Annotated in this window: 14 protein-coding genes; 8 read left to right on the forward strand and 6 right to left on the reverse strand. The window is 71.1% G+C overall.

The features are described 5' to 3' along the window. Positions 1 to 144 precede the first annotated feature (144 nt). Positions 145 to 441 carry an MTH1187 family thiamine-binding protein gene (locus AB0Q90_RS30550; protein WP_363163208.1) on the reverse strand — a complete coding sequence of 99 codons (297 nt, stop codon included), beginning with the start codon at positions 439 to 441 and terminating at the stop codon, positions 145 to 147. After that, positions 438 to 788 (reverse strand): DUF3817 domain-containing protein, encoded by a 351-nt coding sequence (locus tag AB0Q90_RS30555; RefSeq protein WP_363163209.1) that lies wholly within the window; start codon positions 786 to 788, stop codon positions 438 to 440. The genes AB0Q90_RS30550 and AB0Q90_RS30555 overlap by 4 nt, the downstream gene beginning before the upstream one ends. A gap of 134 nt (positions 789 to 922) precedes the next feature. On the opposite strand from AB0Q90_RS30555, the gene AB0Q90_RS30560 reads away from it, so the two are divergent. The 5 genes from AB0Q90_RS30560 (at position 923) to AB0Q90_RS30580 (ending at position 3975) form a co-directional block, all read left to right on the forward strand. Next, positions 923 to 1234 carry a DUF6191 domain-containing protein gene (locus AB0Q90_RS30560; protein WP_363163210.1) on the forward strand — a complete coding sequence of 104 codons (312 nt, stop codon included), beginning with the start codon at positions 923 to 925 and terminating at the stop codon, positions 1232 to 1234. Positions 1235 to 1327: 93 nt separating this feature from the next. Further along, the gene (locus tag AB0Q90_RS30565) at positions 1328 to 1960 is read left to right on the forward strand and encodes an AIM24 family protein (RefSeq protein ID WP_363163315.1); all 633 of its coding nucleotides are present in this window, start codon (positions 1328 to 1330) and stop codon (positions 1958 to 1960) included. Position 1961: 1 nt separating this feature from the next. Then, a complete protein-coding gene (locus tag AB0Q90_RS30570) occupies positions 1962 to 2612 on the forward strand; it encodes an AIM24 family protein (protein ID WP_363163211.1) in 651 nt (216 codons plus the stop codon). Beyond that, positions 2609 to 3403: an AIM24 family protein gene (locus AB0Q90_RS30575; protein WP_363163212.1), complete on the forward strand. Its 795-nt coding sequence runs from the start codon at positions 2609 to 2611 to the stop codon at positions 3401 to 3403. Before AB0Q90_RS30570 ends, AB0Q90_RS30575 begins: the two co-directional genes overlap by 4 nt. A gap of 95 nt (positions 3404 to 3498) precedes the next feature. Beyond that, positions 3499 to 3975 carry a MarR family transcriptional regulator gene (locus AB0Q90_RS30580; protein ID WP_363163213.1) on the forward strand — a complete coding sequence of 159 codons (477 nt, stop codon included), beginning with the start codon at positions 3499 to 3501 and terminating at the stop codon, positions 3973 to 3975. On the opposite strand, the gene AB0Q90_RS30585 is transcribed toward AB0Q90_RS30580, so the two are convergent. Beyond that, positions 3972 to 5411, reverse strand: coding sequence for a HAMP domain-containing sensor histidine kinase (locus tag AB0Q90_RS30585; RefSeq protein ID WP_363163214.1), 1440 nt, complete (start codon positions 5409 to 5411; stop codon positions 3972 to 3974). The two genes, AB0Q90_RS30580 and AB0Q90_RS30585, sit on opposite strands and share 4 nt — an antisense overlap. Next, positions 5408 to 6073: a response regulator transcription factor gene (locus tag AB0Q90_RS30590; RefSeq protein WP_363163215.1), complete on the reverse strand. Its 666-nt coding sequence runs from the start codon at positions 6071 to 6073 to the stop codon at positions 5408 to 5410. Before AB0Q90_RS30590 ends, AB0Q90_RS30585 begins: the two co-directional genes overlap by 4 nt. 132 nt (positions 6074 to 6205) lie before the next feature. Here AB0Q90_RS30590 and AB0Q90_RS30595 point away from each other — a divergent pair, with 132 nt between their 5' ends. Next, complete coding sequence (locus AB0Q90_RS30595) at positions 6206 to 6829, forward strand: PepSY domain-containing protein (RefSeq protein WP_363163216.1); 624 nt, start codon at positions 6206 to 6208, stop codon at positions 6827 to 6829. 16 nt (positions 6830 to 6845) lie between these two features. Here AB0Q90_RS30595 and meaB read toward each other — a convergent pair whose 3' ends face one another. Both meaB and AB0Q90_RS30605 read right to left on the reverse strand, forming a co-directional pair. Next, on the reverse strand, positions 6846 to 7802 hold the full coding sequence (gene meaB / locus AB0Q90_RS30600; protein WP_363163217.1) for a methylmalonyl Co-A mutase-associated GTPase MeaB: 957 nt from the start codon (positions 7800 to 7802) through the stop codon (positions 6846 to 6848). A gap of 30 nt (positions 7803 to 7832) precedes the next feature. Continuing rightward, positions 7833 to 9026, reverse strand: coding sequence for an acetyl-CoA C-acetyltransferase (locus tag AB0Q90_RS30605; protein WP_363163218.1), 1194 nt, complete (start codon positions 9024 to 9026; stop codon positions 7833 to 7835). 147 nt (positions 9027 to 9173) lie between these two features. Here AB0Q90_RS30605 and mce point away from each other — a divergent pair, with 147 nt between their 5' ends. Continuing rightward, positions 9174 to 9614: a methylmalonyl-CoA epimerase gene (gene mce / locus AB0Q90_RS30610; RefSeq protein ID WP_363163219.1), complete on the forward strand. Its 441-nt coding sequence runs from the start codon at positions 9174 to 9176 to the stop codon at positions 9612 to 9614. Between the two features lie 210 nt (positions 9615 to 9824). Next, entirely contained in the window at positions 9825 to 13772 is a 3948-nt protein-coding gene (gene scy / locus AB0Q90_RS30615) for a polarized growth protein Scy (protein ID WP_363163220.1), read from the forward strand. Positions 13773 to 13817: the final 45 nt, after the last annotated feature.

Genomic DNA, 13817 nt, shown 5'->3' on the forward strand with positions numbered 1-13817 from the left:
GTGATTCCCCCAGGTCAGCTTGGAGTTTGAGCGATCGCTCAAGTTGTTTGAGGAGGAAGGTACATCGTTTTGAGCGACCGCTCAAACAGCGGGTACAAGAAAACCCCGGCCCGCGCGGGGCCGGGGTTTCGCGTATGCCGGTGGCTACTCGGCGGCCAGGTGCCGCTCCACCGTCTCCACCTTCGAGGTCAGTCCGTCCGTCACTCCGGGGCGGATGTCCGCCTTGAGGACGAGGGACACACGCGGGGCGCGTGCCTCCACGGCCGCCACTGCTCGCTTCACGACGTCCATGACCTCGTCCCACTCGCCTTCGACCGAGGTGAACATCGCGTCGGTGCGGTTGGGCAGCCCCGACTCACGGACGACTCGGACGGCATCGGCGACGTACTCCCCCACGTCCTCGCCGACCCCGAGCGGCGTCACGGAGAAGGCGACGATCATGCGTTCACGATCCCTTCACCACGGGCACGGGCGGCGATCACCGCGTCCTCGGCCTCACGGCGCAGTCGGCGCTCGGCCATGAAGCCGCCGCCGGGGATGATCGAGTAGGCGAAGTACATCGCGGCCGTCCCGCCGTTCCACTTGGTGCGGTTCCAGGCATCCAGCCAGAAGATCACGTACAGGATGAACAGCACGCCATGGATGGGCCCCATCACCGGCGCCGCGTCGAAGCCGGACGCGACCGTGTACTTGATGATCGTGCAGGCCGCGAGAATGATCCACGAGATGCCCTCCGGCACGGAGATCAGGCGGAGGCGGCGGAGGGCGGATGCTGTCTTGAGGTCCACGGGTCACCTTCGGTGGGAGATACGGCGAGTGCCTGGCGGTTTGTGAACGCAAGCACAAACGTTCACCCATTGTGGCAAACGGCTGAGCGGGCGCAGGCTTGGGGTCCGTCGACGGCTCTCGGAGGGGTGCGCCGGTGCAGTTCGTCTTCTTCATGACCCTGCCGGGGCTCGTGGTGCTGCTCACCGTGCTGGCCTTCGTCGATCAGCTGCTGCTGCGGGCCGGCCGGGCCGGAGTGCTGCCCTGGCGGAACTCGGCGCGCCAGGGCCAGGTCTCCGCGACCGGGTTCGAGCAGCTGCATGCCGCGCTCTCCCCGGGCAAGCAGAACGAGCTGAAGGAACGGCAGAGCGCGCTGGTGATGCGCGACGACGAGGAGGACGGGGCGCCGCCCAGGTCCTCGGTGGACCTCACCCGGGGGACGGCGGTCATACGGCTGCCCGCGCCGTGACGAGCGCAACACCCTAGGGGGACGTTCAGGGGCGATCTCCACCCACGGGCTCTGTCCGCGGCGGCCCCCGCGGGCTACCTTCGCTGCGTGGCGATGTTCCGACTTCAAGGCAGCAAGGTGCTGGCCGTCGAGATGACCGGGGACGCCGTGAAGGCGAAGAACGGCTCGATGGTCGCGTACGACGGACAGATGGCGTTCAAGAAGCTGAGCGGCGGCGGTGAGGGCATCCGGGGCATGGTGACCCGGCGGATCACCGGCGAGCAGATGACGGTGATGGAGGTGAAGGGGCACGGGACCTGCTGGTTCGCCGACCGGGCCTCCGAGATCAACCTCGTCGGTCTCCAGGGGGACAAGCTGTACGTGGAGTCGAGCAATCTGCTCGCGACGGACGGCGGGCTCAGGACGGGGACGAGCTTCACCGGCCTGCGCGGGGCCTCGCAGGGCAACGGCCTGTTCACCACGACGGTGGAGGGGCACGGGCAGGCGGCGATCACCTCGGACGGGCCGGCGGTGGTGCTGCGGGTCAGCGCGCAGTATCCGCTGACCGTGGATCCGGGGGCGTACATCGCGCACCAGGGGAATCTGCGGCAGTCCTTCCAGTCGGGTGTGACGTTCCGCACGCTGATGGGTGAGGGCGGCGGCGAGGCCTTCCAGATGCGGTTCGAGGGGGACGGTCTGGTGTACGTCCAGCCGAGCGAGCGGAACACGATCGCGGGGGACGTGTGACATGGGCTTCCGCGAGATCAATTCGAAAATGGTCGAGGCGACCGTGCTGCCCGGGCAGCGGCTGTTCAGTCAGCGCGGCGCCATGCTGGCGTACAAGGGCGAGGTGTCCTTCACGCCCAACATGCAGGGCGGGCAGGGCGGGCTCGCGTCGATGATCGGGCGGCGGGTGGCGGGCGAGGCGACGCCCCTGATGAGCGTCGAGGGCAGCGGCACGGTGCTGTTCGGGCACGGCGGGCACCACGTCCAGGTCATCAACCTCACCGGCGACACCCTCTACGTCGAGGCGGACCGTCTGCTGGCCTTCGAGGGCACGCTGGAGCAGGGCACGATGTTCATGGGGTCGCAGGGCGGCGTCATGGGGATGGTGCGGGGACAGGTCACGGGTCAGGGGCTGTTCACCACCACCCTCAAGGGGCACGGCTCGGTGGCCGTGATGGCCCACGGCGGGGTGATCGAGCTCCCCATCAGCCCGCAGCGGCCGGTCCATGTCGATCCCCAGGCGTACGTCGCCCACCACGGCGACGTGCGCAACAAGCTGTCCACCGCGCTGGGCTGGCGCGACATGGTGGGCCGTGGCTCCGGTGAGGCCTTCCAGCTGGAGCTCAGCGGCCAAGGAGCGGTGTACGTCCAGGCGTCGGAGGAGAAGCTGTGAGCGCCTACCCGGGTGCGGGTCCCGTTGTCCACGACCCCGCGACGCTGCCCGTAGACGAGAACGTCAACAGTTACACCTTCTGCGTCGAGCTCAAGGGGAGCCAGTGGTTCCTGCAGAAGGGGAAGATGATCGCCTACTACGGCTCGATCGACTTCAACGGCATCGGGCACGGCCGACTCGACCGGCTTGTCCGTACGTCCTTTCATTCGCCACTGCACGCCTCGGACTGGGTCGTGGCGGAGGGCTCGGGCAAGATGCTCCTCGCCGACCGGGCCTTCGATGTCAATTCGTACGACCTCGAAGACGGCAATCTGACCATTCGCTCGGGCAACCTGCTCGCTTTTCAGCCAAGTCTTTCGCTGAAGCAGTCGATCGTGCCGGGATTTCTGACGCTGATCGGAACCGGAAAGTTCGTGGCCGCATCTAACGGGCCGGTGGTGTTCATGGAACCTCCGATCCGGGTGGACCCGCAGGCACTCGTCGGCTGGGCCGACTGCCCGTCGCCCTGCCATCACTACGACCATGGCTACATGACCGGCCTCATGGGCGGTCTACGTGCGATGACGGGCCTCGGCGGGGCCTCCGGAGAGGAGCACCAGTTCGAGTTCGTCGGTGCCGGCACCGTGCTTCTGCAGTCCTCCGAGGCCCTCATGGCCGAGCAGGCGACAGGGGCGGTGCCGCACCAGGCGGGGGTGCCCGGAAGCGGAGGTTCCACAGGTGGCTCACCGCAAACCGGCGCACCGCGTCTTCCCGGACAGCTGGGGGACCTCCAGCGTCGCTTCGGGCTGTGAGCGGTAGTCTGCGGAGTGTGACGAGTTCGAACGCGTGCGCACAGTCACACCACCCTCAGTAGTTCGCCTTTCAACTTTTTAGGTAGACTTCATTCATGGAGACCGAGACGGCCACGCGCTGGCTGACCGATGCGGAGCAGTGCGCCTGGCGCACCCACCTGGAGGTCAACAGGCTGTTGACGTACCAGCTCGAAAAGGACCTGCAGCCGTTCGGCCTGACTATGAACGACTACGAGATCCTGGTGAACCTCTCCGAGTCGGAGGACGTACGGATGCGGATGAGCGACCTCGCGTCCGCCACCCTCCAGTCCAAAAGCCGCCTCTCCCACCAGATCACGCGGATGGAGAACGCGAACCTGGTCCGGCGCGAGAACTGCGAGTCCGACCGCCGCGGGCTCTACGCCGTCCTCACCGAGCACGGCATGGAGACGATGAAGAAGGTCGCGCCGCATCATGTGGCGTCTGTGCGCAGGCACTTCATCGACCTGCTGTCGCCCGAGGCGATGGCGGAGCTCGACAAGGCCCTCAAGCCGATCGCGGAGCACCTGCGGGGGCAGCGCGGGCGCCCCTAGGCAACTGGCAGGCGGAGTTCGAACAGCGCTCCGCCTGCCGGTGCTGAGCGCACCGTAAGCGTGCCGCCGTGCCGTTCGGCCACGTCGCGGGCGATGGCGAGGCCGAGTCCGGCACCGCCGTCGTCGCGGCTGCGGGCCTCGTCCAGCCGTACGAACCGCTCGAAGATCCGCTCCCGGTCGGCCTCCGGCACCCCGTCCCCGTCGTCGGCGACCTGCGCGACGGCCCAGCCGTCCGCCCGGCGCACGGTCACCGTGACCGCCGAACGGGCGTGCCGCTGCCCGTTGTTCAGCAGATTGGCGAGCACCCGCCCCAACTGCCCCCGGGACCCGGTCACTTCCACCGGACGCTCGGCCGTGACCGTCACCCCTGACCGGCCCCCGGCCTCCTCCCGGGCCAGCGCGGCCAGGTCCACGCGCGTGTCCCCGGGCCGCTCCCCCGCGTCGAGCCGGGCGAGCAGCAGCAGGTCGGCGGCGAGCTGCTGGAGCCTTACGGTGTCCTCGACCGCGCCGTCCAGATCGAGCAACTCCGGGTGCGCGGCGGCCACTTCCAGCTGGGTGCGCAGGGAGGCGATCGGGCTGCGCAGCTCGTGCGAGGCGTCGGCGACGAAGCGGCGCTGACGTTCCACCGAGGTCTGCAGGGCGCAGAGCGTCTCGTTCGTGGTGCGGGCCAGCCGGGCGACCTCGTCGTGGGTGTCCGGCACCGGCACTCGGCGGGCCAGGTCCTCGGAGGCGGTGATGGCGGCCATCTCGGCCCGGATCCCCTCCACCGGGCGCAGCGCTCGCCGGGTGACCAGCCAGGTCACCGCCGCCACGACGCCCAGCAGCAGCGGGAACCCGATGAGCATGGCCGTCTGCGCGGTCTGCACGGCCCGGTGCTCGGCGTCCAGGGAGGCGCCCGCGTACACGGTGAGCGTGCCCTTGTCGGAGACCTCCACCTCCAGGGCGGCGAAGCGGTAGTCGCGCGACTGGCCGTCGACGGTGGCGGAGCCGTCGGTGAGGGTGGCCCGGTCGGCGATCTCACCGGGTTCGAGGGAGGTCTCGTCGTCCGCGTCGTCATCGGAGTCGTCGTCGGAGTCGCCCGTGCCGCCCGTGCCGCCCGTACCTCCCGCCGGTGTCCGAGGCTTCACCTCGGTGGTGCCCGTGCCGCTGATCCGCTCCAGGTCCTCGGTGGCCGCGACGAGTGTGCCGCTGTCGTCGACTACCTGGACCGGCTCCTCCTCGTCGTCCAGCGACGACAGCTCGGAGTAGCCCTTCCCGGCGGCGAGTTCGGCGGCCACGGTGCGCGCGGTGCGTTCCGCCTGCGTCCCCGCCTGGTCGATCAGATTGGCGCGCAGGGACAGCAGGACGGCGGCCCCGGCCGCGACCAGCGCCACGGCGACGACGAGGGCCGCGCCCAGAGTGGCCCGGGCCCGGACCGAGCCGAACAGCCGTCTCATCTCCCGGCCTCCAGCCGGTATCCGGCGCCGCGGACGGTGTGGATCAGACCGGCGCCGAGCTTGCGGCGCAGGGTGCTGATGTACACCTCGACGATGTTCGGGTCGCCGTCGTAGGCGAAGTCCCAGACGTGGTCGAGGATGTCCGCCTTGGACACCACCTGACCGGCGCGCAGCGCGAGTTGCTCCAGGACCGCGAACTCCTTGGTGGTGAGCGGGATTTCGGCGCCGTCCCGGAAGACCTGGCGGGCGCCGGTGTCGACGCGCAGGTCGCCGAGGGTGAGCACGGGCGAGCCGCCGCCGGTGCCGCGGCGCCGCAGCAGCGCCTTGATCCGGGCGACGAGAACGACGTACGAGAACGGCTTGGTCAGATAGTCGTCGGCGCCGGTGTCCAGGCCCTCGGCCTCGTCGTACTCGCCGTCCTTGGCGGTGAGCATCAGGATCGGTACGTCGTGGCCGGCGGCGCGGAGGGCGGAGCAGACGCGGTAGCCGTTCATGCCGGGCAGCATGATGTCGAGGATCAGCAGGTCGTACGGTGACTCGCTCGCCCGGTGCAGTCCCTCCAGGCCGTCGTGGACGACGTCCACGGCGTAGCCCTCGGCCGTGAGGCCCCTGGCGAGGGACAGGGCGAGGCGTTTCTCGTCCTCGACGATCAGCAGGCGCATGCAGACAGGGTGGCAGAGCGTTGCTGAAGTGATCTTCAGGTGGGTTCAGCGTGGCTTCAGGTGCGGTGCAGCAGCGTGGAGGACGTCGAGAGCGATCGAGCGGATCGCTCGCCGAACTCCCTGGAGGACCTCATGAAGCGCAACCTCGTCATCGCCACCGTCGCCGCGGCCGCCCTGGTGGGCGGTGGCACCGCGGTCGCCTTCGCGGACGGCGACGACGACGCGCGGACGACGGCCCCGACGACGACCACGGTGCACGACGACGACCGCGACGACGGCAAGGACGACCGCGACGACGTCAGCGAGACGCGCACCGCGAAGGTGACCGCCGCCCAGGCGATCGAGGCCGCCCTGAAGTCCCAGCCGGGCACGGCCGTCTCCGCCGACCTCGACGACCGGGACGACGACGGTGACGACGACGGGGACCACGGCTTCCGCGGCTGGGAGGTCGACATCCTCGGCCAGGGCACCACCTCGTACACGGTCCACGTGGACCCGACGACGGGCAAGGTCCTCGGCACGGAGACCGACCGCGACGACGATGACGACGTCCGCGAGGCGCGCGCCGCCCTGAAGGGCACGAGCGTGGACGCCCGCGAGGCCGCCCAGGCCGTCACCTCGAACGGCACGGTGACCGACGTCGACCTGGACGACGACGACCGCACCACGGTGTGGAGCGTGGACACCGCCAAGGGCGAGTGGACGGTCGACGCCCGCACGGGCAAGGTCACCCAGGACGACGGCGACGACGACTGACTCGGCCGGCCGGGCGTCAGCCCCGCGTGAGCCCCTCCACCAGTTCGTCCGCCGCGCGGTACGGGTCCAGCTCGCCCGCCACGATCCGCTCCGCGAGCGTGCTCAGGCGCCGGTCGCCGTGCAGGTCGCCGATGCGTTCGCGCAGGGCGGTGACCGCGATCGTCTCCACCTCGCGGGCGGCGCGGGCGCGGCGGCGCTCGGTGAGGACGCCCCGCTCCTCCATCCAGGCCCGGTGCTTCTCCAGCGCCTCGACCACCTCGTCGATGCCCTCGCTGCGCGCGGCGACCGTCTTCACGATGGGCGGGCGCCAGTCGCCGGGGCCGCGGGACTCACCGAGGCCCAGCATGTGGTTCAGCTCGCGGGCCGTGGCGTCGGCGCCGTCACGGTCCGCCTTGTTGACGACGTACACGTCGCCGATCTCCAGGATTCCGGCCTTGGCCGCCTGGATGCCGTCGCCCATGCCGGGCGCCAGCAGCACCACACTCGTGTCCGCCTGCGAGGCGATCTCCACCTCGGACTGGCCGACGCCGACCGTCTCGACCAGGATCACGTCGCAGCCGGCCGCGTCCAGCACGCGGATGGCCTGCGGGGCCGCCCAGGCGAGGCCGCCGAGGTGGCCGCGCGTCGCCATCGAGCGGATGTAGACCCCGGGGTCGGAGGCGTGCTCCGACATCCGGACCCGGTCGCCCAGCAGCGCACCGCCGGAGAAGGGCGAGGACGGGTCGACGGCAAGGACGCCGACCCGCCTGCCCTGCTTGCGGTAGGCCGTGACCAGGGCCGAGGTGGATGTCGACTTGCCGACACCCGGCGAGCCGGTCAGTCCTACGACGTACGCGTTGCCCGTGAGCGGGGCGAGCGTCGCCATGACCTCCCTGAGCTGCGGAGACGCCCCCTCCACCAGGGAGATCAGCCGGGCCACGGCCCGCGGCCGGCCTTCCCTGGCCTGGGCCACCAGTGTGGAGACGTCCTGCATCACAGCTCCGTTCTCGTAGAGAAAGACAGGTCAGGCCTTGGGTACCCGCACGATCAGCGCGTCACCCTGACCGCCGCCACCGCACAGGGCGGCCGCGCCGACACCGCCGCCGCGCCGCTTCAGCTCCAGGGCGAGGTGCAGGACGAGACGCGCGCCGGACATGCCGATCGGGTGGCCGAGGGCAATGGCGCCGCCGTTGACGTTCACCCTTTCCGTGGACACCCCGAGGTCCTTCATTGACTGCACCGCCACGGCGGCGAAGGCCTCGTTGATCTCGATCAGGTCGAGGTCGGAGACCTCCAGGCCCTCCTTCTTCAGGGCGTGCAGGATGGCGTTGGAGGGCTGCGACTGGAGGCTGTTGTCGGGGCCGGCCACATTGCCGTGGGCGCCGATCTCCGCGATCCACTCCAGGCCCAGCTCCTGCGCCTTGGCCTTGCTCATCACGACGACCGCGGCCGCGCCGTCGGAGATCTGCGAGGACGTGCCCGCCGTGATCGTGCCGTCCTTGGAGAAGGCCGGGCGCAGCTTGCCCAGGGACTCGGCGGTGGTCTCGGCGCGGATGCCCTCGTCCTTGCTGAAGACGACCGGCTCGCCCTTGCGCTGCGGGATCTCGACCGGGGTGATCTCGGCCTCGAAGATGCCGTTCTTCTGGGCGGCGGCGGCGCGCTGGTGGGACAGGGCGGCGATCTCGTCCTGCTCCGGGCGCTGGATGCCGAGGCGCGTGTTGTGCTTCTCCGTCGACTCGCCCATGGCGATGCCCTCGAAGGAGTCGGTCAGACCGTCGTGGGCCATGGCGTCGATCATCTGCACCGCGCCGTACTTGAAGCCCTCGCGGGACTTGGGCAGCAGGTGCGGGGCGTTGGTCATGGATTCCTGGCCGCCCGCGACGACCACGTCGAACTCGCCCGCGCGGATGAGCTGGTCGGCGAGCGCGATGGCGTCGAGGCCGGACAGACACACCTTGTTGATGGTGAGCGCCGGGACGCTCATCGGGATGCCGGCCTTGACCGCGGCCTGGCGGGCCGGGATCTGCCCCGCCCCGGCCTGGAGGACCTGGCCCATGATCACGTACTGCACCTGGTCGCCGCCGATTCCCGCACGGTCGAGGGCGGCCTTGATCGCGAAGCCGCCGAGGTCGGCCCCCGAGAAGGACTTGAGCGAGCCGAGCAGTCGTCCCATGGGCGTCCGAGCGCCCGCGACGATCACGGAAGTTGCAGAAGACATGTCGTGCGATCCCCTTCCAGCCTGCACAGCCGAGGAGTGAACGAGGGTTTACTTCGAATGTACTGATGGCACTCCGTGCCGTCACCGGGCTGTCGGTGTGATCGCTGGCACGTTGCGTAACCACCTCCGGAGCGCTGCACTAACAGCATGCTGACGCGAATCGACCACATCGGGATCGCCTGCTTCGACCTCGACAGGACCGTCGAGTTCTACCGGGCCACCTACGGCTTCGAGGTGTTCCACTCCGAGGTCAACGAGGAGCAGGGCGTACGCGAGGCCATGCTCAAGATCAACGATACGTCCGACGGCGGGGCTTCCTACCTCCAGCTGCTGGAACCCACCCGCGAGGACTCCACCGTCGCCAAGTGGCTGGCCAAGAACGGCGAGGGTGTGCACCACATCGCCTTCGGCACGGCGGACGTCGACGGGGAGGCCGCGGAGATCAAGGGCAAGGGCGTACGCGTCCTGTACGAGGAGCCGCGACGCGGTTCCATGGGGTCACGGATCACCTTTCTGCACCCCAAGGATTGCCATGGCGTACTGACAGAACTGGTCACTTCGGCGCCCGTTGAGTCACCTGAGCACTGACCCTCGTACATATGGGCCGGTAGGGTTGGGGTCGGTCGTCGCTCTCGGGCGCGCGATCGCGGGCCGGGGTCCGGGTTTCGGGGGACGAGCGTCGGGGCAGCAGCCCATGCTCCGCCGTTGATCTGACACCATTCCCCGGGGGCCCCGTTCGGCGGATGGACGGAGCTCGTATGGAGAGACTTGCGACCAGGGGACGGATGGGACCGCGCAGTGCGGGGCTACGAACGCCAGGAGCGAGAGCCGGCGGCTGACGTCGACCACCTCTCTCGGTTCGAGGCCGAGATGGAGCGGCTGAAGACCGAGCGGGAAAAGGCGATCCAGCACGCCGAGGACCTCGGCTACCAGGTCGAGGTGCTGCGCGCCAAGCTGCACGAGGCGCGGCGCACCATCATGTCCAGGCCCGACTTCGGCGGCGGTGACATCGGCTATCAGGCCGAACAGCTGCTGCGGAACGCGCAGATCCAGGCCGATCAGCTCAGGCAGGACGCCGAGCGCGAGCTGAGCCAGGCCCGCGCGCAGACCCAGCGCATCCTCCAGGAGCACGCCGAGCAGGCCGCGCGGCTCCAGGCGGAGCTGCACCAGGAGGCGGTCACCCGCCGCCAGCAGCTCGACCAGGAGCTCGCCGAGCGCCGGCAGACCGTCGAGAGCCATGTCAACGAGAACGTCGCCTGGGCCGAGCAGCTGCGTGCCCGCAGCGAGTCCCAGGCCCGCCGGCTCCTCGACGAGTCCCGTGCCGAGGCCGAGCAGGCCATGGCCGCGGCCCGGGCCGAGGCCGAGCGGCTGACCGCGGAGGCCCGCCAGCGCCTGCAGAGCGACGCCGAGGCCACCCGCGCCGAGGCCGAGCAGCTGCTGCGCCGGGCCCGCACCGACGCCGAGCGGCTGCTGAACGCCGCCTCCAACCAGGCCCAGGAGGCCACCGACCACGCCGAGCAGCTGCGCAGCTCCACGGTGACCGAGTCGGACGCGGCCCGCCGCCAGGCGCAGGAGCTGAGCCGCTCCGCCGAGCAGCGTATGACCGAGGCCGAGGAGGCGCTGCGCAAGGCGCAGTCCGAGTCGGAGAAGCTGCTCGCCGAGGCCAAGGAGGCCGCCACCAAGACGCTGTCGAGCGCCGAGTCGGCCAACGAGCAGCGCACGCGTACGGCCAAGGAGCAGGTCGCCCGGCTGGTCAGCGAGGCCACCAAGGAGGCCGAGTCCACCAAGGCCGAGGCCGAGCAGCTGGTCGCGGACGCCCGCGCCGAGGCCGAGAAGGTGCTGGCGCAGGCCGCCGAGAAGGCCCGCACGATCACCGCCGAGGAGAGCGCGACCCAGCTGTCCAAGGCGGCCAAGACCGCCGAGGACGTCCTCAACAAGGCGCAGGAGGACGCGCAGAACACCACCAAGGCCGCCGCCGAGGAGGCCGAGCGGATCCGCCGGGAGGCGGAGGCCGAGGCGGACCGGCTGCGGGCCGAGGCGCACGACATCTCCGAGCAGCTCAAGGGTGCGGCGAAGGACGACACCAAGGAGTACCGCGCCAAGACGGTCGAGCTGCAGGAGGAGGCGCGCCGGCTGCGCGGCGAGGCCGAGCAGCTGCGCGCCGACGCGGTCGCCGAGGGCGAGAAGATCCGCGCGGAGGCCCGCAAGGAGGCCGTCCAGCAGATCGAGGAGGCGGCCAAGACCGCCGAGGAACTCCTCTCGAAGGCCCGGGCGGACGCCGACGAGCTGCGGCAGACCGCGACGGCGGACAGCGAGAAGGTCCGCACCGAGGCCATCGAGCGCGCCACCACACTGCGCCGGCAGGCCGAGGAGACTCTGGAGCGCACCCGCCAGGAGGCGGAGCGGCACCGCGCCGAGGTCGTCGAGCAGGCCGAGGGCATCACGGCCGAGGCCGAGCAGGCCGCGCGCGAGCTGCGTGCGGAGACCGAGCAGGCCATGGAGGCCCGCCGTGCGGAGGCCGCCGAGGAGCTGACCCGGCTCCAGTCGGAGGCCGAGCAGCGGCTGGCCGCCGCCGAGCAGGCGCTGACCGACGCCCGTGAGGAGGCCGCGCGGATCCGCCGCGAGGCCGCCGAGGAGTCCGAGCGGCTGCGGGCGGAGTCCGCCGAGCGGATCCGCACGCTCCAGCAGCAGGCCGAGGCGGAGGCCGAGCGCCTGCGCACCGAGGCCGCGTCGGACGCGTCCGCCTCCCGCGCGGAGGGCGAGGCGGTCGCCGTACGGCTGCGGTCGGAGGCCGCGACCGAGGCGGAGCGGCTGAAGTCGGAGGCGCAGGACAGCGCCGACCGGGTCCGTGCCGAGGCGCAGGCCGCCGCGGAGCGGCTGGCGACGGAGGCGTCGGAGACGCTGGCCGCCGCTCAGGAGGAGGCCGTCCGGCGCCGGCGCGAGGCCGAGGAGACCCTGGGCTCCGCCCGGCAGGAGGCCGACCAGGAGCGCGAGCGGGCCCGCGAGCAGAGCGAGGAGCTGCTGGCCTCGGCACGCAAGCGCGTGGAGGAGGCACAGACCGAGGCGGTCCGGCTGGTCGAGGAGGCCGACCGGCGCGCCACCGAGATGGTGTCGGCCGCCGAGCAGCACGCGCAGCAGGTGCGCGACTCGGTCTCCGGGCTGCACGAGCAGGCCCAGGAGGAGGTCCAGGGGCTGCGCAGCGCCGCCGAGCACGCGGCGGACCGCACCCGGCGCGAGGCCGAGGAGGAGGCCGACCGGGTCCGCGGCGACGCCTATGCCGAGCGGGAGCGGGCTTCGGAGGACGCCGGCCGGATCCGGCGCGAGGCCTCGGAGGAGACGGAGGCCGCGAAGGCGCTGGCCGAGCGCACGGTGTCGGAGGCGATCGCGGAGGCCGAGCGGCTGCGCTCGGACGCGTCCGAGCACGCCCAGCGGGTGCGTACGCAGGCCTCGGACGCCATCGCCGAGGCCGACCAGGCGGCGGCGCGCACCCGGGCGGACGCCCGCGAGGACGCCAACCGCATCCGGTCGGACGCGGCGACGCAGGCGGACACCCTCATCACCGAGGCGCGTTCGGAGGCGGAGCGGCTCACCACGGAGACGGTCACGGAGACCGACCGGCTGCGGTCGGAGACGGTCGCCGAGGCCGAGCGACTGCGGTCGGAGACGGTCGCGGAAGCCGACCGGCTGCGGTCCGAAACGGTCGCCGAGGCCGAGCGGATGCGCGCCGAGGCGGTCGCCAAGGCCGACAAGCTGCTCTCGGAAGCCACCGGTGACGCGGAGCGGCTGCGCGCCGAGGCCGCCGAGACGGTGGGCTCCGCGCAGCAGCACGCCGAGCGGATCCGCAGCGAGTCGGAGCGGGTGAAGTCCGATGCCCTGGCGGAGGCCGAGCGGGTCACCGCCGCCGCCCGCGACGAGGCCGAGCGTACGCTCGACGAGGCCCGCAAGGACGCCAACAAGCGGCGCTCGGAGGCGGCCGAGCAGGTCGACACGCTCATCACGGAGACCACGGCCGAGGCCGACAAGCTGCTCACCGAGGCGCAGAAGCAGGCGCTGAAGACCACCGCGGACGCGGAGTCCCAGGCCGACACGATGGTCGGCGCGGCCCGCAAGGAGGCCGACCGGCTGGTCTCGGAGGCGACGGTCGAGGGCAACTCCCGAGTGGAGAAGGCCCGTACGGACGCGGACGAGCTGCTGGTCGGCGCCCGCCGGGACGCGACCGCCATAAGGGAGCGCGCGGAGGAGCTGCGCGACCGCATCACCAGCGAGATCGAGGACCTGCACGAGCGGGCCCGCCGCGAGGCCGCGGAGACGATGAAGTCGACCGGCGACCGCTGCGACGCGCTCATCAAGGCCGCCGAGGAGCAGCTGGCCAAGGCGCAGACGAAGGCCAAGGAGCTCCTTTCGGAGGCCAACTCCGAGGCCGGCAAGGTCCGTATCGCCGCGGTGAAGAAGGCCGAGGGGCTGCTCAAGGAGGCCGAGCAGAAGAAGGCCTCGCTCACCAAGGAGGCCGAGGAGCTCAAGGCCGAGGCGATCCGTGAGGCGAAGCGCACGGTCGAGGAGGGCAAGCGCGAGCTGGAGGTGCTGGTCCGGCGGCGCGAGGACATCAACGCCGAGATCTCCCGTGTCCAGGACGTTCTGGAGGCGTTGGAGTCATTTGAGGCCCCGTCGGCGGGCAAGGACGGCGGCGTCAAGGCGGGCGCCACGGTCGGAGCCCCTCGTTCGGGTGGCAAGGCGTCGGACGGCTAGCCGACCGGTCGGATTCCAGTGCCGTCTGGGGCCTTTGACCGAGTT

The organism is Streptomyces sp. NPDC079141 (assembly GCF_040686775.1).
Lineage (GTDB): Bacteria > Actinomycetota > Actinomycetes > Streptomycetales > Streptomycetaceae > Streptomyces.

Bases quoted from the DNA above. Each gene is read 5' to 3' on its own strand.
- AB0Q90_RS30550 (WP_363163208.1), bottom strand. From the start codon at position 441: ATGATCGTCGCCTTCTCCGTGACGCCGCTCGGGGTCGGCGAGGACGTG.
- AB0Q90_RS30565 (WP_363163315.1), top strand. From the start codon at position 1,328: ATGTTCCGACTTCAAGGCAGCAAGGTGCTGGCCGTCGAGATGACCGGG.
- AB0Q90_RS30570 (WP_363163211.1), top strand. From the start codon at position 1,962: ATGGGCTTCCGCGAGATCAATTCGAAAATGGTCGAGGCGACCGTGCTG.
- AB0Q90_RS30580 (WP_363163213.1), top strand. From the start codon at position 3,499: ATGGAGACCGAGACGGCCACGCGCTGGCTGACCGATGCGGAGCAGTGC.
- AB0Q90_RS30585 (WP_363163214.1), bottom strand. From the start codon at position 5,411: ATGAGACGGCTGTTCGGCTCGGTCCGGGCCCGGGCCACTCTGGGCGCG.
- AB0Q90_RS30590 (WP_363163215.1), bottom strand. From the start codon at position 6,073: ATGCGCCTGCTGATCGTCGAGGACGAGAAACGCCTCGCCCTGTCCCTC.
- AB0Q90_RS30595 (WP_363163216.1), top strand. From the start codon at position 6,206: ATGAAGCGCAACCTCGTCATCGCCACCGTCGCCGCGGCCGCCCTGGTG.
- meaB (WP_363163217.1), bottom strand. From the start codon at position 7,802: ATGCAGGACGTCTCCACACTGGTGGCCCAGGCCAGGGAAGGCCGGCCG.
- AB0Q90_RS30605 (WP_363163218.1), bottom strand. From the start codon at position 9,026: ATGTCTTCTGCAACTTCCGTGATCGTCGCGGGCGCTCGGACGCCCATG.
- mce (WP_363163219.1), top strand. From the start codon at position 9,174: ATGCTGACGCGAATCGACCACATCGGGATCGCCTGCTTCGACCTCGAC.